Origin of the sequence: Pedobacter sp. Bi27 (assembly GCF_918698255.1) — a bacterium.
Lineage (GTDB): Bacteria > Bacteroidota > Bacteroidia > Sphingobacteriales > Sphingobacteriaceae > Pedobacter.
Map to the genome: position 1 here is coordinate 736,536 of NZ_CAKKMW010000003.1, position 24,606 is coordinate 761,141.

Genomic DNA, 24,606 nt, shown 5'->3' on the forward strand with positions numbered 1-24,606 from the left:
AAAAATTTTACGATTGGTTTGTTCATATAAATCAATATGCTTTGATTAATCTTTAAGTTCTTTATTTAAAACCGTTCTAAATTGATGTAAATTACAGGTTAATGACAGTCACATGCGTTCACCCTGTTACTTTTGTATCCCGATAATAGTTAATAACGGAAGCACTTGGAATATTTAAAAGTAATAGCTTTTACGCATCACCACATCGACCTGAAATCTTTAGGGAAATTAGTTATTTGTGATCAGAGTTTAGATAGCAGGTTGAAGAATGTTCAAGCAGAACTTCCCGTTAGTGAAATCTTCTATATTGGAACCTGTAACCGTGTGGAGTTTGTTTTCCTTACCAAAGAGAAAACCGACAAAGAATTTGTAACCAGATTCCTAACTGTTTTAGACATGGGACTGCCTCCTGAATTTATGGAGCGTTTTCTTGATAATGTTACAGTATACGAAAACGAAGAAGCTTTTAACCATTTGCTCAGAACATCGTGCTCTTTAGAGAGTTTAGTGGTTGGTGAAAAGGAAATTCTTGCCCAGATCCGTAAAGCTTACGAAAACTGCCGCGATGCAGGTTTTACTGGCGATTACATGCGTATGATTATGGACCGTGTGGTTAAAACCGCAAAAGAAGTTTATACGCACACCAATATTTCAAAAAATCCGGTTTCTGTTGTTTCATTGGCCTACCGTAAGCTAAAGGAATTAAATATGTGTGGCAACTCACGTATCTTGATTATTGGCGCCGGCGAAACCAATCAGAACATTGCAAAATACCTCAACAAACATAAATACTCCAATTTCTCGATTTTCAACCGTACGTTTTCTAAGGCTGAATCTTTGGCACAAGAACTAGGTGGTAAGGCTTATCCTTTAGCAGCCCTTGAAGATTTTAATGAAGGATTTGATGTGATCATTACCTGTACCGGCTCAACCGAGGCAATTATTAACGAAGCCTTATACGCCAAACTTTTAAATGGCGATCAGGGTAAAAAGGTAATTGTAGATTTAGCCATTCCGAATGATGTTACGCCTGCTGTGATCCATAACAACCCTGTACATTATATTGAGGTAGAATCGCTAAAAGAGGTAGCGCGCAAAAATATCCAGGAACGTTACAACGAACTGGTACATGCCGAAGAAATTATAAGCAATAACATTACCGAATTTTTCTCTGTTTTAAAACAACGCCGTATCGAATTAGCGATGCAGGAAGTGCCAAGAAAGATTAAAGAGATCAAAAATACAGCCATAAATGGTGTATTTGCCGATGAAATTAGTCAGATGGATGAAGCCTCACGCGAAGTTTTAGAACGTGTAATGAACTACATGGAGAAAAAATACATCAGCGTTCCAATGGTAATGGCAAAAGAAATCCTGGTAAATCAACCTTAATTATCCCGCAAAGATTGCTAAGGGCAGGCGCTAAAAACGCTAAGTCTCGTTTCCATCATTTTTTTCTGTCATTCGCTTCCTCAATATTTAGTGGAGGCCCAATAGAAAAATCGTCATCTCGACTGAAGCGCAGCGAAATGGAGAGATCTTTATAGACCGATTTAGATTCGCTTATCACTCCAATAAACTTTCCGAATGACTAAAAAATGTGATACCGATTCCGTAATGTCATAGAAATCCTTTAAATTATCCCTTCTGTAACCTCACTGTCTCATTTTTAAACAATTCATGGTATAAACCACTAATTAAATTAAATTTGCAACTCATTTAACCTTTATAGTGAAGAAATTAACCATTGGAACACGCGGTAGCGACCTGGCTTTATGGCAAGCAAATCATATAAAAGATGAATTGGCTGCTATTGGAATAGAAGCAGAAATAAAAATCATTAAAACGCAGGGCGATAAAATCCTGAATTTAAGATTGGATAAACTGGAAGGCAAAGGCTTTTTTACCAAAGAATTGGAAGAAGAGCTTTTGGGTGGAACGATTGATCTGGCTGTACATTGCCTTAAAGATTTACCTACTACACACCCTGAAGGATTGATCATTGCCGCTTTACCACCACGTGAAGAAGCAAGCGAATACCTATTGATTTTAAAAGATTGTGTAGATGTTTCGCAAAAGCTTTCGTTAAAAAAAGGCGCAATGGTTGGCACTTCATCTAATCGCCGCAAAGCTCAGTTATTGGGTTTACGTCCCGATTTGGAGGTTGAAGATTTACGCGGAAATGTACCCACCCGTATCCAAAAACTTCGTGATGAAGATTATGATGCCATTCTGATTGCAAAAGCTGGTGTTAAACGCTTAAATCTTGATGTGAGCGATTTGCATGTGGAAGAATTAGAAACTACTGAATTTATTCCGGCACCCGCTCAGGGCGCGTTGGCTATTCAGATCAGGGAAAATGATACCGAGCTTTTTGATGCACTGCAAAAATTGCACGACCCAGAAACGGCAGAGACTGTAACTGTAGAACGTAAGGTGTTAAACCTATTCGAAGGCGGTTGCCATATGCCTTTGGGCTGTTATTGTAAAAAAGAAAACGGAAAATTCGAAATATGGACTTCAAAAGCCGAAACGGCCGACCATTTTCCTGAGCGTTTGTTTTTACGTGCAGAAAGTACCGAAGGTTTGGCAGAAAAAATTGTGGCCAAGTTTAATGTAGAAAGAAAGAAACCAGCGAAGGTTTTCATCTCACGCGAAATTGGCGAACACAGTTATTTCCGTAGAGCATTAGAAAATAATAATATTGAAATAGAAGGACGTTCGTTGATCCGTACATTTCCGATAGTAACGGTTTTAGATCAGTTTATCTTAAGACACGTAGACTGGGTTTTCTTCAGCAGCCGCAATAGTGTAGAATATTTTTTCAACTTAAAACCGGTATTGCCAAAGAAAGCAAGGTTTGGCGTGGTAGGAAGAGGATCAGAAGATGCCCTGCGTAAATTTGGCCATATTGCCGATTTTGTTGGCGAGAGTGGCGATATTACCGAAGTTGCAGAAGATTTTGCGCAATTGGTTGGCGGTCAGCAAATCCTGTTTCCAAGAGCACAGGATTCTTTACAATCGATTCAGAAATCATTACCAGCTGATGCTAAAATAATCGATCTGCCGATTTACGAAACGGTAATCGAAGATGATATTGACCAAAGTTATGCCGATGTGCTGATTTTTACCAGTCCATCAAATGTTGATGCCTATTTCGCTGATAATTTATTGGAACCTGGCCAACAGGTAATTGCCATTGGAAACTCTACCGGTAAGAAATTTGATGAAATGGGCGTGAAGTATGCCTTGCCTTATTCGCCTGATGAAATTGGACTAGCTGAGGCAGTGTTTGGAATAGAGATTAGGTAAGGTTTGGGGTAGAAGGTTTAGGGGGGGAAGTTTAGCGTTTAAGGTTCAAAATAGTTAAGTCTTGATACCCGATACTATAATCTGGATACTAAATCTAAAAATCTGTGCAATCATCCCGAAGGAAAAAATAGAAAGATATTCAAGTCTCGATACTTGATACTAAATACTTGATACTAATAAAATGTTAAATCGTCCGCGTAGATTAAGGAAAAACCCATTGGTGAGAGAGATGGTAGCCGAAACCCGGTTATCGAAAGATATGTTTGTGTACCCTTATTTTATAGTGCCAGGCAGCAATGTTACACACGCCATTGATGCCATGCCAGGGGTGAACCATTATTCGGTTGATACCCTGGTTAAGGATGTAGCGGCCGGATTGAAAAAAGGACTCAACAAAATTATGCTTTTCGGTGTGGGCGATGAAAAATCTGAAGACGCGAAATCTGCTTATCATGATCATTCATTGGTTCCAACTGCTGTTCGTGAATTAAAAAAACAGTTCGGTGATGATTTATATGTAATTACCGATGTTTGCGTTTGTTCTTATACCACCCATGGCCATTGCGGTATTTTAGAGAACGATTATGTTCAAAACGATAAAACAGTAGCGGTAATCGCTAAAATGGCTTTAACACATGCCGAAGCTGGTGCTGATATGTTTGCGCCGTCTGACATGATGGACGGAAGGATTGAAGCCATACGTAATCTCTTAGATGAGAATGGCTTTGTAAATGCAGCTATTATGAGCCATGCCACAAAATTTGCTTCTGCATATTATGGTCCTTTTAGAGAGGCTGCAGACTGTGCACCAAGCAAAGGGGATAGGAAAGCATATCAGATGGACTTCAGAAATCCATTAGAGGCTTTACGAGAAGCGCAGCTGGATGAACAAGAGGGTGCTGATGTGTTAATGGTGAAACCAGGTTTAGCTTATCTGGATATTATCCAAAGGTTAAAACAGGATACCAATTTGCCTATTGCGGTTTATAATGTATCAGGCGAATACTCCATGGTAAAAGCAGCTGCCGAACGCGGTTGGATAGATGAACAAAAAGTAGTAATGGAGACCATGCATGCCTTCGCCCGCGCAGGCGCAAGTATTATTACCACTTACCATATTAAAGATATTTTAAATAACAACTGGATTTAGATAAGCTGAAAGCTTAAAGCAAAAAGACCAAAGCCATTTTATAGCGCTTTACTTTTCGCTTTAAGCTTTAGTCTTTCAGCTTTAAGCTTAATAAAAATGTTAGATTCATTAAAGAAAATGTTTTCAGGCAACGAAGCCGATATTCCGGTAAATACAGGTAGTAAACCTGATATTTCGAGAGTAAAATCTGCTGAATTGTACGAAAAATCAAAAACGTATTTCCCAGGTGGGGTAAACTCACCTGTTAGGGCTTTTAAATCTGTTTACGGTACACCACTTTTTATCGAAAAAGGTGATGGCTGTTATATATGGGATGCCGATGGTAATCAGTTTATTGATTTCTGTGGCAGTTGGGGGCCATTAATTTTGGGACATAACAATCCTAAAATCCGCGAGAAAGTTGCCGAGGTAATGCAGAACGGAATGAGCTTTGGTGCGCCAACAGCTTTAGAAAATGAATTGGCTGAGCTGATTATTAAAAACAACCGTTTTGTAGAGAAAATCCGTTTTACGAGTTCAGGTACCGAAGCGGTAATGTCGGCCATTCGTTTGGCAAGAGGTTTTACCGGTCGCGATAAGATTTTAAAGTTCGAAGGCTGTTACCACGGTCATAGCGATTCGCTTTTGGTTAAAGCAGGTTCTGGTTTGGTTACTTTTGGTGAAACCTCTTCTGCGGGTGTGCCAAAATCTTTTGCTGAAGAAACCATCGTTGTACCCCTAAATGATAAAACAGCTATCGAACAAGCTTTTGCTCAGTTCAAAGACCAGATTGCTGCGGTAATTATTGAGGGTATTCCGGCAAATAATGGTTTGATTATTCAAGATGAAGAATATATTCATTTTTTACGTAAAATTTGTACGGATAACGGTTCTCTTCTGATTTTTGATGAAGTTATTACCGGTTTCAGGGTAGGTTTTGAAGGAGCTGCTGCACATTATGGCATTACACCTGATATTGTTACTTATGGCAAAATCATTGGTGGTGGCTTACCTGTTGGGATGTATGGTGCACGTGCTGAAATTATGGCACATATCTCTCCTGATGGTGGTGTGTATCAGGCAGGTACCTTGTCTGGGAATCCGGTGGCTATGGCAGCAGGCATTGCAACATTAACAGAACTGAACAAATCAAGTTTTTACAAAGATTTAAATGCCAAAGCGCAAGAATTTGTAGCCAGTATTCAGCGTTTTGCAACCGCACGTAACTATAAATTTAAGGTATTTACCATTGGTTCTATCTTCTGGTTTGCTTTTACCGATAAAGATAAAATCCAATCGGCTGATGATATTGATGCCAGCAGCATGGAGAAATTCAAAATTATGCACCGCGAGTTATTGAATAGAGGAATTTATTTAGGCCCATCGGGATATGAAGTTGGTTTCGTATCTTCAGCACATACTAAGATCGAATTGGAGAAAGCGAAACGTGCTATTTTTGAAGCATTAGATTTAGTGTTTAAGAAGTAAGGCTTTTTTGTTTAACCACAGAGGACGCTGAGTTTCCATAGAGAGTAAGAAGTTGTTAACCATAAAAGACATATAAAAAATAATAAGTTGGGCTATAAACTTTGAGAGAATGGTACCATCCTTAATTTCAATGAGGACTACCTGGAAAAGTGGGGCAATAAAACAATCTGTGAAATCCAAAAATCTGTGTAATCAACCCGGAGGAAAAATGGTTCGTGAGGACACAAACCATGGCGATATAAAATAATCGGTGAAATCACATTATCTGTGTAATCAACCCGAAGGAAAAGATATTTAAAATTAAAAGCCCCTTTAGGGGTTGGGGTATGAAGAAATCTATAATTATATTTTACGCATTATTGCTTTACGCACTGATTCAGCTCATTTCGTGGGGAACATTGGTGGTGCGTTTGCAGCCAAGCCGCATGACCATGATTATGGGCGAAGGTTCGGTGTTTTTGTTTTTGCTCTGTATCGGCGGTTATTTCCTTCATCAATCGTTAAAACGTGAAGATAAATTGAGGGAACAGCAGCAAAACTTTCTGATGTCGATTACACATGAGCTGAAATCACCTTTGGCGGCGATAAAACTTTCTATCCAAACCATTGTTAAACGTGATTTGGATAAGGCACGCCAAACTTCATTGCTTAACAATTCGTTAAAAGATATTGAGCGTTTGGATGATCTGGTTGAAAATATGTTGTTGGCCACCAAAATTGAAAACCGTTCCTATACTTTTCCGAAGGAAGAATTTAACTTCTCGGAGCTGGTATATAAAATCACGGATAGGTTACAGGTTCATTCTTGTGGATGCGAGCAGATTATAAATGCTAAAATTCAGCCAAATTTGCAGTTAGTGGGTGACAAATTTGCCTTATCGTCAGTAGTAACCAATTTAATTGAGAATGCGGTGAAGTATTCGAACCCGTGCGATGAGATAAATGTGCATTTAAACAAAGTTGACGGGCATATTCAATTAAGTGTGGTGGATCAGGGGCCGGGTATTTCAGATGCCGAAAAAATGTTGATATTTGATAAGTTTTACCGCGTTGGTAACGAGAATGTCAGAAAAGCGAAAGGAACAGGTTTAGGCTTGTTTATTGTGAAAGAGGTTTTACAATACCATGATGCAGATATTACAGTAAAAGACAATTTGCCTCAAGGAAGTATTTTTGAAGTAACATTTAGTTAATCTCAATTATGTCACAAAAATTAAGAATTCTATTGGTAGAAGACGAGGATCACTTGTTAGATGCTATCAAATTAAACCTCGAACTTGAGGGTTATAAAGTTCACGCCGTTAAAGATGGCAAAACCGCTCTTAAAATTTTTAAAGAAGAACGCTTTAATCTGATTATTTTAGACGTAATGTTACCTGAAATGGACGGTTTCCAGGTTTGCGAAACAATCCGTTTAGAGAATGCAGAAGTTCCGATTATGTTTTTAACTGCTAAAAACACTTCAGAAGACCGTGTTTTAGGTTTGAAAAAGGGAGCTGACGATTATTTGGTTAAACCTTTCAATTTAGAAGAATTAATTCTTCGTGTTGGTATTTTGGTTAAACGCAGTTTAAAATCTGATGATTTAAAAGAATTGAATTCTTACAAAATCGGTGATAAAACAATCTATTTTAACTCTTTCGAATTAAAACACGATGATGGTACCATCACTCCGTTAACCAAAAAGGAAACGATGTTGTTGAAGCTATTGATCGAGCGTAAAAACGATGCGGTTTCAAGAGAGCAGATTTTAGAAACTGTTTGGAATTATGATGTTTATCCTTCAACAAGAACAATCGATAACTTCATTTTAACTTTCCGTAAGTATTTCGAACCAGATCAAAAAAATCCAGTTTATTTCCACTCTATCCGTGGTGTAGGCTATAAATTTACTGATAGTCATTAATGTACAATAATAAAGGCAGATATGCTTTAATGGCAGTTTTTGCGCTTGCTGCATTGGTTTGTGTATTTTACAATCAATATCAGCTGGCCGCTGTTTCAGGACTGTTGTTTGTCTTTGTTATTTGGAGCCATTTTAAGCATAGTTCGGTTTTGATGGCATCAAAACATTTCAAGAATAACGAATTCGGTAAAACCAAAGCCTTATTGGCTGAGGTGGTTAAGCCAGAGCGCTTGGCTAAAAGCCGAAGGGGTTATTACGAATTCATGCAAGGCAATATGGCTTTGAAGGAAGAAGACTATGATAAGGCAGAGTATCACTTTCAGTTGGCAAGCCGCTTTCCGGTGGGAGGTAAAAATGAGAAATCGTATGTACTGATCCATTTGGCTAATCTCGCCTTGCGGAAGAAAGATAGAGAAAGGGCAGAAGCTTATACGAAATTGGCCAAAGAGTTTGCCGAAACGCAACGCTCGAAAGACATTATCGTTAAAATTGAAAAAGAAATAAGCAAGTTATAATATTAATATTGTCATTTTGAATAACGAAGCACCAGTTTAGGGATAAAAAGGTACTTCGTTTTTTTTTTATTTATACCTTTGCAAAATTAAATTTTAGGCAGTCCGTCATCCTGAACTCAGTTCTGGATCTAACTAAAGAAAGATGCTGAAATAAATTCAGCATGACGCGTAGTGCAACACCAAATACAATCATGAAGAATAACTTATTTTTAGACGCAGCATTTTCAAAACAAACCGAACGCCCACCAGTATGGATGATGCGTCAGGCAGGTCGTTTTATGCCACAATATTGGGAAATTAAAAACAAATACTCTTTTTTAGAGATGTGTAAAAATCCAGAAATTGCAGCAGATGTGACCATGTTACCTGTCGATTTGTTGGATATTGACGCCGCCATTTTATTCTGTGATATTTTGGTAACCGGCGAGGCTATGGGTGGTGATTTGAGTTTTACTCAAGGCGTTGGACCTAAATTTGCAAACCCCGTACGTACCGCTCAAGACATCGAAAACTTAAATGTTGATTGTCTGGACGAATTGCAATATGTTGCTGATGCGATTAAAGTGATTCAACAACGATTGGATAGCAGAATTCCATTGATCGGTTTTGCAGGTGCACCATTTACGGTAATGAGTTATTTAATTGAAGGTGGTTCATCTAAAGATTTTAAATTAACCAAGCTCTTTATACACAATCAGCCAGAATTGGCACACAAACTTTTGGCTAAAATTGCTAAAGTAACGGCTGACTACCTGAATCTTCAGATTGCTGCTGGTGTTAATGCTGTTCAGATTTTCGACAGTTGGGCACTTGCTTTATCATGGAATGATTATCAGGAGTTTTCTCACGGTTATATTCAGGAAATTATTGCTAACCTAAACAGAAAAGATATTCCGGTGATTTCTTTTTGTAAAGGAAGCTCAGTTTTTGCTCCGATTATGGCAGAAGCTAAACCCGATGTAATTTCAGTTGATTGGAACGCTGATTTATTGAACATTAAAAATGCTTTGCCAGCAGGCATTGCCGTTCAGGGAAATTTAGATCCACATATTTTATATGCTGACAAAGCCGTAATTAAAGCACAGATCCATAAATTATTTGAACGCATGCGTGGTACCGAAGGTTTTATCTTCAATTTGGGCCATGGTATAATGCCAGATATTCCTTTCGATAATGTGAAGTATGCAATTGAGGTGGTAAAGGAGTTTAGGTATTAAAACCCTAAATTCAAACTCATTTTGCTTATATTAGCTTAAATTATTTTATCATTCATGACAGTTAAATCATTACGCGACGAAGATAAATTGCCAATAAAAAAGGTAATTAATGCCATAAATAAAACGATGGATGATGTTCTTCGCGTAGTGGATGCTATGGATTTAGGTAGAACCGAGGTGAAAACCGATGGTGTTTACAGAACTTTCAATAATGGCGAGACTGTAAAAATTTCTTCTGGAAATTTTAAAAAAAAAAGAGTTGAAAAGAAAAAGATTAAACTTTTTTGATAATGGCCATCAAGCCTAAGCTAAGAATTTTTGCAGGACCAAATGGGGCTGGTAAAACAACGCTGGATAGAGACCTATATTTTGAATAAAATAAAATAATGATAGAAACCTTATTGCCATATTATCACTATTTTCTTGCAATACACATTGTATTTGTAATTAGCTGGATGGCAGGACTGTTTTATATCCTGAGTCTTTTTATTTACCATACCGAGGCAAACGATAAACCTGAACCCGAAAAAAGTATCCTCCAAAAACAGTTTGTTAAAATGGAGGCTACTTTATGGAAAATTATCGCCACGCCGGCCATGATCATTTCTGTTTTGGCAGGGGTATCTATGCTAACTTTAAACCAAGGTTTGCTTCAAGCCGATTGGATGTGGGTTAAGCTAGGTTTTGTTGTTGGTTTACTCATTTATCATTTCATCTGTCAAAACATCGTTAAACAGCTTAAAAATAACCAATACAAGCTAACGAGCTTTCAGTTGAGGTTATGGCGTGAGCTGGCTACCATTTTTATGATTGCCATTGTATTTGTGGTGATTCTTAAAAGCGCCATTAACTGGATTTACGGTTTAATAGGGATAATGGGCATAGCAATGGCCATTATGATTGCGGTTAAACTGTACAAGAACTATCGTAAAAAACGTGGCGAATAATCTTTATACCACAATTCACTAGGGCACCGAGAATATTGTTTGTAATTAGAGGTGTTAATAAAAACTTTGTGTCCTTTGTACCTTAGTGGTCGACTCGTAAATCACTTTGTTTCCTTTGCGTAAACTTCGCGTGCCTCGCGGTTAAATAAACCAAAAACTATTCTAAATTTGGGCGATAAAATCAAAACGCATGTTTACAAATACAGGTCTGAAAAAGACCTTACTCTTAATACCATTTCTTTTTAGTGCTTATTTCGCTTCGGCACAGTTTGATCAATCGGCTTTCGAAAACCGGATCCGTCCAGATAGCAGCTTAACCAATGAGGTTCATTTTAATTTTTACAATTTAAACTATGTCCGTAATTACGAGTATACCAACGATTTTCATGATGGTTATACTTTGTACGGAACACAGTTGCAGCCTCAAATCGTTTATTATGCGCATCCTAACCTGGCGATTACCGCCGGTGCTTTTATCAGAAAGGATTTTGGTAGAAACGGAATTTCGGATGCTAAACCTTTGTTTAGCGTAAAATATCATAAAAGAAACCTTACTTTAATTTTTGGAAGTTTAGAGGGCAATATTCAACATAAGTATATCGAGCCATTATACGATTTTGAAAGAACCCTAACCACGCCAATTGAATATGGAACACAGTTATTGGTAGAGCGCAAGAAGTTTACTTTAGATGCCTGGATTGCCTGGCAGAAAATGATTTATAAGGGTGATCCTGCTAAAGAAGAAATTATTGGTGGTTTATCTACCGAAAGCACCATCGCAGAAGGTAATGGATGGAAGTTTAGTTTGCCTGCTCAATTTTTGGCTTTTCACCAAGGTGGACAAATTGATGTACTTAAAGAAATTCCGATTACCACCATGTTTAATGGAGCAACTGGTTTAAAACTGCACAAAGCAATTAATGCCAACATTAAACAGGTATATACCGACAACTATATTGCGGTGTATAAAGATTTTTCGCCGGATAAAAGAAGAGCTTACCAAGGTGGCTTTGGTTTATGGTTAAATGTAGGTGTAGAAAGTAAATGGGGCAGTTTGGTGGCCTCTTACTGGAAAGGGAATAACTTTATTTCAATTAAAGGTATGCCACTTTATGAATCGGTTTCGGATAACCTGTACAGTCCAGGTTTGAAGCAAAGCGCCAGAAATATTGTTTCATTGCGTTATGCTTACCAAAAAGAATTAATTCCACATTTATATCTTGATGTTCGTTTCGAGCCGCATATTGATCTTGATCATACCGATAAACAACTTCAGTTTAACCATTCATTCTTCTTAACTTATAAACAAGATTTCAAATTGTTTAAGGTGAAAAAGGATGGAAGGTAGAAGGTAGGAAGGTTGAGGGTGATTATTCTCATAAGATTTCAAACCCTGTAGGTTTTAAAACCTACGGGGTTTTGTGTTTTATAGACTTCCGAAGTTCCCCAGCGCTTTGCTCCTTTTTAAACTTCGGAAGTCCCTGCCAGCTAAACCCGATAACAGCGAAAAACACGAAGGTGAGGAACGAACCGAGGCTTTGAAGCGAATAGCGGGACTAACGCTTCAAAAATGCTCCTGCCTTTGCTTTACAAATCAAAAAACTATATCTTTCTAGAGAAATTTTTAATACTATATCTTTCTGGTAATCAGTAGGTACAATGCTTATTTTAACTTTATTTAACTTTTTTTCTCACTTCATGCAACCATTGTTTGTAATCTGCCATCTTCTATATACAAACACACAATGAAATTGACGCGAAGCTATACGATAAACGATTTGATGGAAGGCTGCAAAGCTGGCGACCGGAAGATGCAAGAGCTGCTTTACAAGCAAACGGCATCGAAGATGCTGGCTGTTTGTATGCGCTACGCCAAAGATAGAATGGAGGCAGAAGATGTGCTGCAGATGGGTTACATCAAAATCTTTCAAAAAATAAAAGAATATAGAGGCGATGGTTCTTTTGAAGGGTGGATTAGAAGGGTTATGGTGAACACCGCAATTGAAAGTTACCGTAAAAATTTACGCAGCTTAAATGTGGTTGAAATAGATGAAGCTTACGAGCAACCATCAACTGGATTTGATTTTGGTACTTTAGGGATGCAGGATTTAATGAAGGTGATACAAAAATTGGCGGATGGTTACCGCATGGTTTTTAACATGTACGTAATTGAAGGCTATTCGCACAAAGAAATTGGTGAAACGCTTGGGATCTCAGAAGGTGCAAGTAAATCGCAACTGTCGAGAGCAAGAGCAATATTAAAAGAAGAAATTATAAAAATGGAGGGATTTGGTTATGCAACCTATACGGGATAAAGATTTTGATCAGTTATTTAAAGATGCTTTTGCTGATGCGGAAGTAACACCTTCAAGGGATTTATGGAGCAATATTGAAAGCGAAATAACACCTAAGAAAAAAAGAATCATACCGATTTATTGGTTATCGGCAGCCGCTGTGTTATTGATCGCTACGATTGGGGTTTTGGTTTATCAACAGCAAAATACCAGCAGCAGAGAGAAACAATTGGCCAGTAACACGATTGAAAAAGCGAAACCAGTGGTACAAGAGCCAGTTGTTAAAGATTCTTCGGCTACAATTGTTGCACCAGTTGAAAATATCGCACCAGTTTTGCCAGTTCAACCTAAGGCGGTAAGTGTTATTGCCAAAACAAAGGTGAAACATGAAGTTAAACCTGCTGTGGAGCAACAGCGGATAGTTACTGCCCCTGAAATGCAAAAGCAAGAAACAGTTGTAGCTAAAGTTGTAGAACCAAAAAAAGATATTAAAGCAGAAATCGAAGAGGCAATTTTACAGCCAAAAGAAGAGGTTGTAACTGCGCTTGTTGCAACGCCAGTTAAAACGGATGCACCTATTAACGATAACGAACAAAGTAATAAAGGCATCCGTAATGTTGGCGATGTGGTAAACCTCATTGTTAATAAAATGGACAAAAGAAAAGATAAACTGATCCAGTTCCGTACGGATGATGATGATTCTTCTTTGGCATCGATCAATATTGGTCCATTTAAAATAGGTAAACGAAATAAGAAGTAAGCCAGGATTGATCAGGATTTACAGATTTTAGGATTCAAACCATTCACTCATTTAAGTCATTCACTCACTATTCAATAATTCACTCATTCAATAACTCAATAACACACACATATATGAAACGTCTAATTTATACAACACTTTTGGTAAGCGTGCTTGCCGGTGTTATGGCTCCAGGTGCTTTTGCACAACAAGATAGTACCAAGAAGAAAATGGATTACAGTGAAGGACATGGTATCATCATTAAAACCAAATCTACAGATTCAGTTAAAAAAGGCCGTTTTGTAGGCGGAATTACTTTTACCAGAGTTGATTTAGGTTTCTCCAGATTAATCGACAATGGCAGTTTCAACTTATCGCCAAACAACGATTTTTTGGATTATAAAGGTGGCAAAACCAGTACTTTCTCTTTCGATGTTTTGCAATTGGGCTACCGTTTCAACTCTAACTTTAAGGTTTATGTAGCCGGTGGTTTCGACTGGACATTGATCCGCTTGCGAAAAGACATTACTATTGCTAAAAACTCCAACGAATTTGTATATACCGATCAGGCACCTGTACATTTTTCAAAAAACCGATTCTCGAGCAGTTATGTACACATTCCCTTAAACTTCGAATTCCGTACCAGCGAAAACAAAAACAGCAAAAGATTTTACCTGGTTTTAGGTCCGGAGGTTAGCTTTTTGTTAAACGGAAAAATTAAACAGATAAGCGAAGAACGTGGTAAAGAAAAACAGTATGATAGCTACCACTTTCAATCGGTTCGTTACGGAGGTACAGTTAGATTTGGTTATGGTGGTATAGGATTATTTACCAAGTATTATTTTAACGACATGTTTACTACCTCGCAACAAGCTGGCTTAAAAAATATGAGTTTCGGGGTTACATTTGGATTAAATTAACGCCCCTAAATCCCCCTGAAGGAGGACTTAAAATTCTCTCAAAAAGAAAAGGAGAGGTTGACACACAAATAAACAGATCCTGTTTCGGTTAGGCGAGACAGGATTTTTTATTTTATAATGTTTTTAGAAACATTGTAGGCGTTAATACACTTAGCTTACTCCTTTTGTAGTCTTTAATATTTCGCGTAATTATAGCATTAATTGATCCATGGTTTTCAGCCGAAAAATTTTGGAGTGCATCTTCAAAATCTGTGAATTCAGAATCGATTGAAGTCAAAATAACATTTTTGTCAATTATTAAAATATCTAAAAAAGTAAATAATATCTTAAAGTCGGCCAAAATATCTTTATGACTAAAGTGTTTTCTCAACAAATAATACGTGTTGGCTATTATTAAACCCGAAACAAAACCATTGATTTTTTGGTTGACACATAAATTCAGAATTTTTGATGAATCAATAAAAAATGGTTCTCGTTTCAGAAAAAAATCAAGTAAAACATCAGAATCAATGAGAATGTTATCTTTCATTATTATTTAAATATTTTTGATATTTCTCATCCTTGACTTTCTGTAGTTCTTTTTTATAATCATAATCATCAGGTAGTTCTACTTTCGGGCGGAGCATCAAAGATTTTATGATCGGAGAAAGCTCATCATCGTCTCTTACAATCTCTTCTTTTTTGATAACAGCTTTTAAATAATTTTCTACCACTGCAGATAGGCTTCTGCCTTGCTGTTCTGCATAAGCTTTTGCCTGTTTAATAACAGACTTATCTATAGTTAAGGTTAGTTTAGTGTTCATGGCCTTATAATTGCTGATGTCAAGATGTATTGATGTAAAGATACATAGATGCTTGGATACGTGCAAAAATAAAATATAACACACGTGTAATTTTGTTTGCACCTTAAATCTTCCACCTTAAAACCCTCTACCTTTTTCTTATCTTTACCACGTGAGCAATACCATAATCAACGTTAAAAATTTAACCAAGCAATATCAGGCAGAACAGGCCGGAGGGATTAAAAATGTAAGTTTTGAAATCAAAAGAGGCGATATAGTGGCCATAATCGGAGAGAGTGGCAGTGGAAAATCGACCTTGCTGAAATCCATTTACGGATTGCTCAAGACCGATGAGGGTGAAATCTTTTTCGAAGATCAAAGGGTTAAAGGTCCCGATGAACAACTCATCCCAGGCCACAAACAGATGAAAATGGTTACGCAGGATTTTTCGTTAAATATTTATGCGAAGGTTTACGATAATATTGCCTCACAGCTATCGAACACAGACCTTAAAACCAAAGCCGAAAAAACGCTTCAGATTATGGAACATCTTCGGATTTCGCCACTGCAGAACAAAAAAATTATCGAACTGAGCGGCGGAGAGCAACAGCGCGTGGCCATAGCAAAAGCAATGGTTGCCGATACACAGGTTTTACTTTTAGATGAACCTTTTAGTCAGGTTGATGCGTTACTTAAGAATCAACTGCGTGCCGATATTAAACGAGTAGCCTCCGAAACTGGGGTTACCGTAATTTTGGTTTCTCACGATCCGGCCGACGGTTTATTCTTAGCAGACCTGTTACTTATAATAAAAAATGGAGAATTGCTGCAAACTGGAAAACCAGCTGACATTTACCAGCATCCCAAACACATTTATACCGCTCAGATTTTAGGCAATGCCGTGGTTTTATCGAAAACTGATGCCGAAAAAATTGGTTTAAAAACGGAAAAAGAATTCGTTGTGTTTTATCCCGAATGGGCTGAAATAAGCAATAGTTGGAGCAGCAGGCGCTATGAGGTAAAGGATGTGTACTACAAAGGTTTTTATGATGAACTGCTTTTAGAAAGAAATGGTGTTAACATCCGTGCTTTGCAGCTAAACAGGGGAGAGCATAAAAAAAACGACCACGTTCAATTGAACATCAGTCGTTTTTTGGAATTTTAAATACTAGTTATAAATCGTTTCCAACAAGAACTATTTTTACCCTTACTGTTGATGTAGGTTTTATTGGAGTTGTTGCCTGGTAATCTGAACTTTGTACATCGATAGATACTCCACCTTTGTATACTTCGAAGCTGTATGCATCAACATTATAAACAAATGGTAATGCAATATAACTTGCACCACTATTGTAGGAAATGTAAACCAAAGTTCCTTCATTGTCGACATGATACTGGTCGATTTCAGGTACAGAAATATCTGCAGTAAATGTTTTTTGATCATTACTTAATACCCATGCGTTGGGAGATATATCTTTAACGACAGTTAAAATGGCATTGGCTGGTTGAACAATCGTGTCTTTTTTGCAAGAAGCCAGACCTAGTGTGGCAATGCAAAGCATTAAGATGGTAAATTTTTTCATGTTGATTAGTGTTTATTTGTGTGTGTGATATTGGTATTACAAATCTGTTGCCAAAAAAATATAATTGTGGATTAATGGATTAATTATTGTGCAACAGATTAAATACATAAATGTTGGTACCTTATTTTTTTAAACATGAAGTTCTTTTTTCGCCTCTTACCCTGGTTAATTTTAATCGTTGCAGGGTATTTATTTATTTCCAAAAAGTTCAGTATTAATACCTCCGTAGAGAGCAAACATCAGCTTCTGGTAGAGAAAATTGAGGCAATTGGTAAATTAGAGCTGGTAAGGTACCAGATCAGCGATGTTTTAGAACACAAAAATAAAACAGACTTTTTACCCGAAGCCAGTGTTTTGTTGATTGTTAAAGCTGAAGCGGTAGGCTGTATCGACTTAACAAAAATTACCCGTGAAGATATTAATATTGATGCGGACACCGCTGTAGTAAATTTGCCACAGCCTGAAATATGTTATGTAAAAATCGACCATAAAAACTCGCGTGTTTACGATACCAAAATGGCTTTCTTCCGCGAGGCTGGTTTGGTAGATGAAGCATATAAAGCAGCCGAAAGACAAGTAACTGCTGAGGTTAAAAAATCGAGTATTTTAACGCAGACTAAAACCAATGCTACAACGGTACTTAAACCGATTATAGAAGGTTTGGGCTATAAGAATGTGAGGTTTACTTTTGAGTAGGGTTTAAGGTGGAGGGTTTAGGGTTAAGCGATCGTCACATAGTGTCGTCATCTCGACCGGAAAGCAGTGGAGTGGAGAGATCTGCCTCGAGATAGATTTAGCTTCGCTGAGCACTTCGTGGTTCTCGACTGCGTTGCACTCCGCTCGAATGACGGCTATCGGTTTTACTTCAAAAAATCTTCCCTATGCGGATTAAAAATATCGATCAATAATCCGGCTTCTAAACATACAACGCCATGAAATACGTTTGATGGGGCAAAGAAAACATCACCTTCATTTAAAATTTTCTTATCATCGCCCATGGTTACTTCAAAACTTCCTTTTGCTACATAACTCATTTGTAAATGAGGATGATTGTGGATGGTACCAATGGCATCTTTTTCAAATTCTACTTTAACCAACATCAACTGGTCATCGTAAGCCATAATTTTGCGTTTAACACCTGCTCCTAAATCTTCCCAATCAATATCGCTGTCAGAAATTAATGCCTTGTTGTTTAAGTCTTTGAAATTCATTTTTCTATTAAGATGTGTCATGTTGAGCTTGTCGAAACACTTTAATTGTCCTTCGACAGGCTCAGGATGACAAAGAAATTAAATTATACTTTGTGTGCTTAGCGAAAAAACTTTGCGCCCTTCGCGGTTAAAGAACCTTAAACCAAATATTCAAACAAAGTCTGGTCCTGGTTTAGCTCAATAATTTCAAATTTAAAATCTTTCATGCGTTGCAATAAACTTGCATAATCGTTTTTATTAGAAAGTTCGATACCAACCAATGCAGGGCCATTTTCTTTATTTGTTTTTTTAATAAACTCGAAACGGGTAATGTCGTCCTGTGGACCTAAAACTTCATTCACAAATAACTTTAAAGCACCTGGTCTTTGTGGGAAACGTACAATGAAATAATGTTTTAAGCCTTCAAAAAGCAAAGATTTCTCTTTAATCTCTTGCATGCGCTCAATATCGTTATTCCCGCCACTTACGATACAAACTACCGTTTTACCTGCAATCTGGTCTTTAAGCTGATCTAATGCGGCCACAGAGAGTGCTCCTGCAGGCTCAACCACAATGGCATCTTCGTTATACAATTTTAAAATGGTTGTACAGATTTTTCCTTCAGGGATTAAATGCATCTGATCCAGCAGTTCCTTACAATATTCGTAAGTGATATGGCCAATTCTTTTTACAGCTGCACCATCCACAAAGCGGTCTATTTCTTCTAAAGTAAAAGGACCGCCATATTCCATTGCCGTAACCATTGATGGTGCACCAAGTGGTTCAACACCAACTAATTTCACTTCAGGTTTAACGGTTTTCATGTAAGCGCTTACACCCGATGCTAAACCACCTCCGCCAACCGGCATTACAATCATATCTAGTTCAGGTAGATCTTCGTAAATTTCTACACCAACCGTTGCCTGTCCTTCAATTACTTTTTCATCATCGAAAGGTGGAATAAAAGTAGCTGATTTTTCGGCACTATAAGCCAAAGCTTCCTTTAAACAATCATCAAAAGTATCGCCTACTAAAACCACTTCAACATTGTCGCCACCAAACATGTAAGTTTGTTTAACCTTTTGTTTCGGTGTAATCTCTGGCATAAAAATCACCCCTTTAATGCCGAGTTTTTTACATGAATAGGCCACACCTTGTGCATGGTTACCAGCACTTGCACAAACTACACCGTTAATTAATGCATCTTGTGGCAAGGAGCTAATTTTATTGTAGGCACCACGCAATTTATACGAGCGTACAATCTGCAGGTCTTCTCTTTTTAAATAAATATTGGCATTGTAATGAGCAGAAAGTCCGGCGTTAAACTCTAAAGGCGTACGTTTTACCACCCCTTTTAACCTTTGCGATGCAGATAAAAAATCTAATGTATTCGGTGTTGTAGTATTCATAATTTAGTATCAAGAAGAGAGATATGAGTATCGAGACTAATATTTCACTTGTATTTTTTTGTAAAGCAGGGTTTGGTGTTCCATCGGTTGCAGCTGTCCTGCTTTACATTTTATTTCGCTGCGCTTCATGTTCATTCCAATCAGGTTTAGGTGGGCTAAGTTTGTGTTTCAAACTTAAATCCTCCACTTGCCCTCCCGAAAAGACGGGATAAACTCTCCAAAGGGGTACACCCCCAAAGTTTTTAAGGCAATTCTCAGCTTGCTTTTAGCTTTAGTCTTTAACCTTTCAGCTTTTAAGCCAAATGCAAAGCAACCAATTGGTTTAAATCGTAATCGTTAATACCTTGTTTGCTATCGGCTAAAACCAAAAATTGTTTGTAAACAATATCTAAATGATCTTTTTCCAATTTATGGCCTAAACGGTCTAAATGGTGTTTTAAAGCATGGCGTCCGCTTCTTGCAGTTAATACAATGGTTGCATCAGGGAAACCAACATCTTCTGGTTTAATAATTTCGTAGTTCTCGCGGTTTTTCAAGAAACCATCCTGGTGGATACCTGAGCTATGAGAAAATGCATTTCCACCAACAATTGCTTTATTCGGTTGTACCGGCATATTCATCTGGTTCCGCACCATGTGGCTCATTTCATAAAAACGGGTAGCATCAATCTGGGTATTTAAGCCCAAAATCTTGTGGGTTTTCAAAATCATGACGACTTCTTCCATTGATGTATTCCCTGCGCGCTCTCCGATGCCGTTTATCGTACATTCTACCTGACGGGCACCATTTTGTAAGCCTGCGATAGAATTCGCTGTAGCTAAGCCTAAATCATTGTGGCAGTGCACAGAGATAATGGCTTTATCGATATTTTTTACGTTCTCTTTCAAAAAAAGAATTTTCGAGCCGTATTGATCTGGTAAGCAATAACCGTTGGTATCTGGAATATTTACCACGGTAGCACCGGCAGCAATTACTGCTTCAACCATTTTAGCTAAAAATTCGATATCGGCACGGCCGGCATCCTCTGCGTAGAATTCAACATCTTCCACAAATTTTTTCGAATACCTTACGGCTTCAACAGCACGTTCTAAAATTTCTTCGCGGGTACTGTTAAATTTATGTTTAATGTGGAAATCGGATGAACCAATCCCAGTATGGATACGAGGTCTTTTTGCATAACGTAAAGCATCTGCAGCAACATCAATATCATTTTTATTTGCACGGGTTAACGCGCAGATAATTGGGTTGGTAACTGCTTTTGATAATTCAATTACACTGTTAAAATCTCCTGGACTAGATACCGGGAAACCAGCTTCAATCACATCAACACCTAAAAGCTCAAGTGATTTAGCGATTTCTACTTTTTGGTTTGTATCTAACTGGCAGCCTGGAACCTGCTCCCCGTCACGCAATGTCGTGTCGAAAATATAAACTTTGTTCGGGTCGTGAATCATAATCTTAAGTTTAGGAAGTGATTAATTTTTGTGATAAGAATTTAAGAACCAATTTGCCCATTTCGGCTGTGCCTAAAACTTTAAACCGGTTTGTATTTTGGTCGGCAATGTCATGTGTTCTAAAACCTTCTTTCAATACCTGGTCGATGGTGTCAACCAATAATTTGGCTTCTTCTTTTAGTCCGAAGCCAATTTCCAACATTAATGCTGCCGATAGGATAGAAGCCAATGGATTAGCTAAATCTTTACCTGCAATATCATGTGCAGAACCGTGGATCGGCTCGAAGAAACCTGTGCTTTCGCCAACAGATGCTGAAGCCAGCATACCCATTGAACCTGCAATCTGCGAAGCTTCATCTGTCAAAATATCTCCAAATAAATTGGCCGTTAAAACCACATCGAATTTCTTAGGGTTTTTGATCAACTGCATGGCTGCATTATCGATGAACATATGCTCTGTTTCTACATCGGGATATTGTTTTGCAATTTCCTGAACAGTTTCGCGCCATAAGCGAGAGCTTTCTAAAACATTGGCTTTATCTACCGAACATAATCTTTTGTTACGTTGCTGTGCAGCCTGGTAAGCTTTATGTGCAATGCGTTCTACTTCATAACGGTGGTAAATCATTAAATCTGAAGCCGTATTACGGTCCTCAGAACGAATTTTTTCACCAAAGTAAACATCACCCGTTAATTCGCGGAAGAACAAAATATCGGTTCCTCTTAAAATTTCCGGTTTGATGCTCGATGCCTGAAGAAGTTCATCAAATAGTAATATCGGACGGAGATTAGCGAATAAACCCAGTTCCTTACGGATTTTTAACAGGCCTTGTTCCGGTCTAACTTTTAAACTTGGGTCGTTGTCGTATTTGGCGTGGCCAATTGCGCCAAAAAGGATAGCATCACTTTGTCTTGCTTTTTCTAAGGTTTCATCTGGCAAAGGCTCGCCAGTAACTTCAATAGCCGCATGGCCCATTAAAGCTTCCTCGAACACAAATTCATGGCCAAAAATTTCGGCAATTTTTTCTAATGCTGCTTTTCCCCAAGTGGTAACCTCGGGCCCAATACCGTCTCCAGGTATTACTAAAATGTTCTTCTTCATTGTTGACTCCTCTTTTGCTTTACAATTGCTTATTGGTTGCCACGGAAGCACAGAAATCACAGAAAAATTTTGTTTCCGTGGTCACCGTCTTTCCGTGGCTAAGCTTGCATCAGCTTAATATTTCTGTGTTTAAACTTTCGACGACTTTTACCTCGCCTTTTTCTAACAATATTCTTTTTTCTATGCAGGTTGGCAGCTGCGATTCAAAATGGCCAACGTAAATTAAGGTCATCCCGTTGCTGCACAATTCATCAACCAATTGGTTAAAATGTCTTGTTTGCTGTTGGTCTAAACCCTGGCAAGGTTCATCCAGAATTAATAGTTCCGGATTTTTTATAATCGTTCGCGCTAATAATACCAATCGCTGTTTACCGAGTGGAAGTGCGGTTAATAATTCATTTTTGTTATCGGTTAATCCAAAATATTCAATCAGCTCATCAACTTGAGCTCTTTTGCTATAAGGTAGTTGCTGAAACAAGCCCACGGTATCGTAAAAGCCCGAAGCAATACACTTCCAAACGGTTGAAGTGGCATCGAAATACCAATGAAATTCTGGCGATATTAAACCAATATGCTGCTTAATATCCCAAATGCTTTCGCCTGTTCCACGCCTGTTGCCAAACAAATAAAGCTCGTTGGCGTAAGATTGGGGGTGATCGCCATTGATTAAACTCAATAAAGTGGACTTTCCTGAGCCATTAGGGCCTTGCAATAACCATTTTTCGCCAGCCTTAACTTCCCAGTTGATATTTTTTAGCACCTGTTTTTCTCCATAGCTGATGTTTACATCAACCATCTTTACCATATCAGTTGATGAATAAATTGGCGACTCCTTTAAAAAAGCGGGGATCTTCCTTTTATGTATTTCGGGTGGAAGATCTCCAATTTCTCTTGAAAATGAGCTAACAATCTGCCCGTCTATAATCTCCGCAAAAGAATCGATGCTTTCTGGAAATTCTAAATCATTACAGATTAAAATTAATTGTACACCTTCTGCTGTAATCTGGTCTAAAAGTACATTCAGGTTTTTTCGCGATGCTTTATCTAAACCGGTATAAGGCTGATCGATAATTAACAATTGAGGTTTTAACCATAAGGCTTTAACAAGCTGCAGTTTTTTATGTTCGCCGCTTGATAATTCGATTAGCTGTGAACTGGCAAAAGTAGCAAAGCCCAGTGCTTCTAAAATGGGTTCAACCAGATCGAAATGAAGTCCTTTTTCTTTGCCGTAAGCTACCAGTTCTGCATATACTGTCAAAGTATCATTGGCCTGTAAACTGGTGTAGCGTTGCTGATAATAAAAGTTTGCAATACCTTCGAGATTTTTAAACTGATACCAGCTTTCTACAAATAAAACTTCGGCCGGTAATTTACTTTGGGCGTCGTAATTGATTTCAATGCTACCCTGTGAAGGAATTAAACCTGCAATCGCTTTAGCCAAAGAAGTTTTTCCGCTCCCACTTTCACCCCATAAAACCCAGTTTTGGCACACATTTACTTCCCAATACAAATCCTTTAGCACCGCTTTATTGCGGTAACTTAAGTTTAGGTTTTGTATGTAGACAAATGGTTTAAGCATTATTTTGCCTCTTCAAATTCTGCGATTAATTCTTTTTGGGCTAAGATGAAATCGATATCATCATAACCGTTTATCAAACACGATTTTTTGTAAGGATTGATCTCAAATGATTCCTGAGCACCGGTTTCTACAATGGTAACCGTTTGATTTTCTAAATCAACTTCTAGGGCTGATTTTGGATTGTTGTCAACCGCGTTGAAAATCTGCGCCAAGAACTCATCACTTACCTGGATGGGTAATAAACCATTGTTCAAAGCATTTCCTTTAAAGATATCGGCAAAGAAACTGCTGATTACCGCGTCAAAACCAGCATCTTGAATAGCCCATGCAGCGTGCTCGCGACTGCTGCCACATCCAAAGTTTTTTCCTGCTACTAAAACCTGACCGCTATAGGTTGGGTTGTTCATCACGAAATCAGCTTTAGGTTGGTTATCGTTTTCATAACGCCAATCGCGGAACAAGTTTTCGCCAAAACCCTCGCGGGTAGTCGCTTTTAGAAACCTCGCAGGGATAATCTGATCGGTATCAATGTTCTCTATGTTTAATGGCACTACTGCCGATGTTAATTTTGTGAATTTTTTCATGTCAATTAGTATCAAGTAAGGAGTATCAAGTAGCGAGACTTGTATTCCACTTTTTATCTTTATTCTTTAAGCCTTTTACTTAATGGTGGTAGTTTTATGCTCCATGTTTTTACCCTCCACCTTAAGCCTTACAACCCTCTACCATTTCAAAGTGTTCAACTGTTGGGAAAGGATCATAAAAGTGATGCAATAACTTTTTCCAATCCTGATATGCTGCTGATCCTCTGAAACCTTCGGTATGTGCCTCCAGTGTTTTCCAGTTTACCAACAGGATATATTTATTTTCTACCGCTATACATTTTTGAAGCTGATGCGAAATATAACCTTCCATTGAGGAAATGATTTTTTCCGCTTCACTAAAAGCTTTTTCAAAATCAGCCGATAATCCGGCTTTTACATTTAGTATGGCAACTTCTAGTATCATATATTTTAAAAGTTGTCATTCTGAGGAACGAA

Annotated in this window: 26 protein-coding genes; 16 read left to right on the forward strand and 10 right to left on the reverse strand. The window is 38.0% G+C overall.

The annotated features are described in order from the left end of the window. The first annotated feature begins 165 nt into the window (after positions 1 to 165). The 14 genes from hemA to LQ227_RS13285 all read left to right on the forward strand — a co-directional run bounded on the left by hemA (position 166) and on the right by LQ227_RS13285 (position 14,467). Positions 166 to 1,392 (forward strand): glutamyl-tRNA reductase, encoded by a 1,227-nt coding sequence (hemA, locus tag LQ227_RS13220; RefSeq protein ID WP_230144768.1) that lies wholly within the window; start codon positions 166 to 168, stop codon positions 1,390 to 1,392. A gap of 339 nt (positions 1,393 to 1,731) precedes the next feature. Further along, positions 1,732 to 3,312: a hydroxymethylbilane synthase gene (hemC, locus tag LQ227_RS13225; protein WP_230144769.1), complete on the forward strand. Its 1,581-nt coding sequence runs from the start codon at positions 1,732 to 1,734 to the stop codon at positions 3,310 to 3,312. A 181-nt stretch (positions 3,313 to 3,493) separates the two neighbouring features. Further along, positions 3,494 to 4,462, forward strand: a complete 969-nt coding sequence (hemB, locus tag LQ227_RS13230) for a porphobilinogen synthase (protein ID WP_230144770.1) — start codon at positions 3,494 to 3,496, stop codon at positions 4,460 to 4,462. Between the two features lie 96 nt (positions 4,463 to 4,558). Continuing rightward, positions 4,559 to 5,929 carry a glutamate-1-semialdehyde 2,1-aminomutase gene (hemL, locus tag LQ227_RS13235; protein ID WP_230144771.1) on the forward strand — a complete coding sequence of 457 codons (1,371 nt, stop codon included), beginning with the start codon at positions 4,559 to 4,561 and terminating at the stop codon, positions 5,927 to 5,929. 326 nt (positions 5,930 to 6,255) lie between these two features. After that, positions 6,256 to 7,122: a sensor histidine kinase KdpD gene (locus LQ227_RS13240; protein ID WP_230144772.1), complete on the forward strand. Its 867-nt coding sequence runs from the start codon at positions 6,256 to 6,258 to the stop codon at positions 7,120 to 7,122. Between the two features lie 8 nt (positions 7,123 to 7,130). After that, positions 7,131 to 7,835: a response regulator transcription factor gene (locus tag LQ227_RS13245; RefSeq protein WP_025146905.1), complete on the forward strand. Its 705-nt coding sequence runs from the start codon at positions 7,131 to 7,133 to the stop codon at positions 7,833 to 7,835. After that, positions 7,835 to 8,350, forward strand: coding sequence for a hypothetical protein (locus tag LQ227_RS13250; RefSeq protein ID WP_230144773.1), 516 nt, complete (start codon positions 7,835 to 7,837; stop codon positions 8,348 to 8,350). Before LQ227_RS13245 ends, LQ227_RS13250 begins: the two co-directional genes overlap by 1 nt. A gap of 191 nt (positions 8,351 to 8,541) precedes the next feature. Continuing rightward, on the forward strand, positions 8,542 to 9,567 hold the full coding sequence (gene hemE / locus LQ227_RS13255) for a uroporphyrinogen decarboxylase (RefSeq protein WP_230149615.1): 1,026 nt from the start codon (positions 8,542 to 8,544) through the stop codon (positions 9,565 to 9,567). A gap of 54 nt (positions 9,568 to 9,621) precedes the next feature. Then, positions 9,622 to 9,855, forward strand: a complete 234-nt coding sequence (locus tag LQ227_RS13260; RefSeq protein WP_230149616.1) for a hypothetical protein — start codon at positions 9,622 to 9,624, stop codon at positions 9,853 to 9,855. Positions 9,856 to 9,953: 98 nt separating this feature from the next. After that, entirely contained in the window at positions 9,954 to 10,514 is a 561-nt protein-coding gene (locus LQ227_RS13265) for a CopD family protein (protein WP_230149617.1), read from the forward strand. Between the two features lie 190 nt (positions 10,515 to 10,704). Further along, positions 10,705 to 11,862 (forward strand): hypothetical protein, encoded by a 1,158-nt coding sequence (locus LQ227_RS13270; RefSeq protein ID WP_230149618.1) that lies wholly within the window; start codon positions 10,705 to 10,707, stop codon positions 11,860 to 11,862. A gap of 397 nt (positions 11,863 to 12,259) precedes the next feature. Then, positions 12,260 to 12,829, forward strand: a complete 570-nt coding sequence (locus tag LQ227_RS13275) for an RNA polymerase sigma factor (RefSeq protein ID WP_025146912.1) — start codon at positions 12,260 to 12,262, stop codon at positions 12,827 to 12,829. Further along, positions 12,810 to 13,568, forward strand: coding sequence for a hypothetical protein (locus tag LQ227_RS13280; RefSeq protein WP_230149619.1), 759 nt, complete (start codon positions 12,810 to 12,812; stop codon positions 13,566 to 13,568). Before LQ227_RS13275 ends, LQ227_RS13280 begins: the two co-directional genes overlap by 20 nt. Positions 13,569 to 13,681: 113 nt before the next feature. Beyond that, positions 13,682 to 14,467: an outer membrane beta-barrel protein gene (locus LQ227_RS13285; protein WP_230144780.1), complete on the forward strand. Its 786-nt coding sequence runs from the start codon at positions 13,682 to 13,684 to the stop codon at positions 14,465 to 14,467. A 112-nt stretch (positions 14,468 to 14,579) separates the two neighbouring features. On the opposite strand, the gene LQ227_RS13290 is transcribed toward LQ227_RS13285, so the two are convergent. Next, a complete protein-coding gene (locus LQ227_RS13290; protein WP_230144781.1) occupies positions 14,580 to 14,996 on the reverse strand; it encodes a PIN domain-containing protein in 417 nt (138 codons plus the stop codon). Further along, a complete protein-coding gene (locus LQ227_RS13295; RefSeq protein ID WP_230144782.1) occupies positions 14,986 to 15,270 on the reverse strand; it encodes a DUF6364 family protein in 285 nt (94 codons plus the stop codon). Before LQ227_RS13295 ends, LQ227_RS13290 begins: the two co-directional genes overlap by 11 nt. A gap of 151 nt (positions 15,271 to 15,421) precedes the next feature. On the opposite strand from LQ227_RS13295, the gene LQ227_RS13300 reads away from it, so the two are divergent. Further along, positions 15,422 to 16,414 carry an ABC transporter ATP-binding protein gene (locus LQ227_RS13300; protein WP_230144783.1) on the forward strand — a complete coding sequence of 331 codons (993 nt, stop codon included), beginning with the start codon at positions 15,422 to 15,424 and terminating at the stop codon, positions 16,412 to 16,414. A 7-nt stretch (positions 16,415 to 16,421) separates the two neighbouring features. On the opposite strand, the gene LQ227_RS13305 is transcribed toward LQ227_RS13300, so the two are convergent. Then, positions 16,422 to 16,832, reverse strand: a complete 411-nt coding sequence (locus LQ227_RS13305; protein ID WP_230144784.1) for a hypothetical protein — start codon at positions 16,830 to 16,832, stop codon at positions 16,422 to 16,424. 135 nt (positions 16,833 to 16,967) lie between these two features. On the opposite strand from LQ227_RS13305, the gene LQ227_RS13310 reads away from it, so the two are divergent. After that, positions 16,968 to 17,528, forward strand: a complete 561-nt coding sequence (locus tag LQ227_RS13310) for a DUF4230 domain-containing protein (protein WP_230144785.1) — start codon at positions 16,968 to 16,970, stop codon at positions 17,526 to 17,528. A gap of 164 nt (positions 17,529 to 17,692) precedes the next feature. Here LQ227_RS13310 and LQ227_RS13315 read toward each other — a convergent pair whose 3' ends face one another. The 7 genes from LQ227_RS13315 to LQ227_RS13345 form a co-directional block, all read right to left on the reverse strand. Continuing rightward, positions 17,693 to 18,043: a cupin domain-containing protein gene (locus LQ227_RS13315; RefSeq protein ID WP_230144786.1), complete on the reverse strand. Its 351-nt coding sequence runs from the start codon at positions 18,041 to 18,043 to the stop codon at positions 17,693 to 17,695. Positions 18,044 to 18,180: 137 nt separating this feature from the next. Continuing rightward, positions 18,181 to 19,431: a threonine ammonia-lyase IlvA gene (gene ilvA, locus LQ227_RS13320; protein WP_230144787.1), complete on the reverse strand. Its 1,251-nt coding sequence runs from the start codon at positions 19,429 to 19,431 to the stop codon at positions 18,181 to 18,183. A gap of 293 nt (positions 19,432 to 19,724) precedes the next feature. Next, positions 19,725 to 20,885, reverse strand: a complete 1,161-nt coding sequence (locus LQ227_RS13325; RefSeq protein WP_083488690.1) for a 2-isopropylmalate synthase — start codon at positions 20,883 to 20,885, stop codon at positions 19,725 to 19,727. Between the two features lie 10 nt (positions 20,886 to 20,895). Continuing rightward, positions 20,896 to 21,987, reverse strand: coding sequence for a 3-isopropylmalate dehydrogenase (leuB, locus tag LQ227_RS13330; RefSeq protein WP_057931994.1), 1,092 nt, complete (start codon positions 21,985 to 21,987; stop codon positions 20,896 to 20,898). 109 nt (positions 21,988 to 22,096) lie between these two features. Beyond that, positions 22,097 to 23,566 carry an ATP-binding cassette domain-containing protein gene (locus tag LQ227_RS13335; protein WP_230149620.1) on the reverse strand — a complete coding sequence of 490 codons (1,470 nt, stop codon included), beginning with the start codon at positions 23,564 to 23,566 and terminating at the stop codon, positions 22,097 to 22,099. Next, positions 23,566 to 24,150: a 3-isopropylmalate dehydratase small subunit gene (leuD, locus tag LQ227_RS13340; RefSeq protein ID WP_230144789.1), complete on the reverse strand. Its 585-nt coding sequence runs from the start codon at positions 24,148 to 24,150 to the stop codon at positions 23,566 to 23,568. Before leuD ends, LQ227_RS13335 begins: the two co-directional genes overlap by 1 nt. 121 nt (positions 24,151 to 24,271) lie before the next feature. Beyond that, the gene (locus tag LQ227_RS13345) at positions 24,272 to 24,574 is read right to left on the reverse strand and encodes an antibiotic biosynthesis monooxygenase (protein WP_230144790.1); all 303 of its coding nucleotides are present in this window, start codon (positions 24,572 to 24,574) and stop codon (positions 24,272 to 24,274) included. Positions 24,575 to 24,606: the final 32 nt, after the last annotated feature.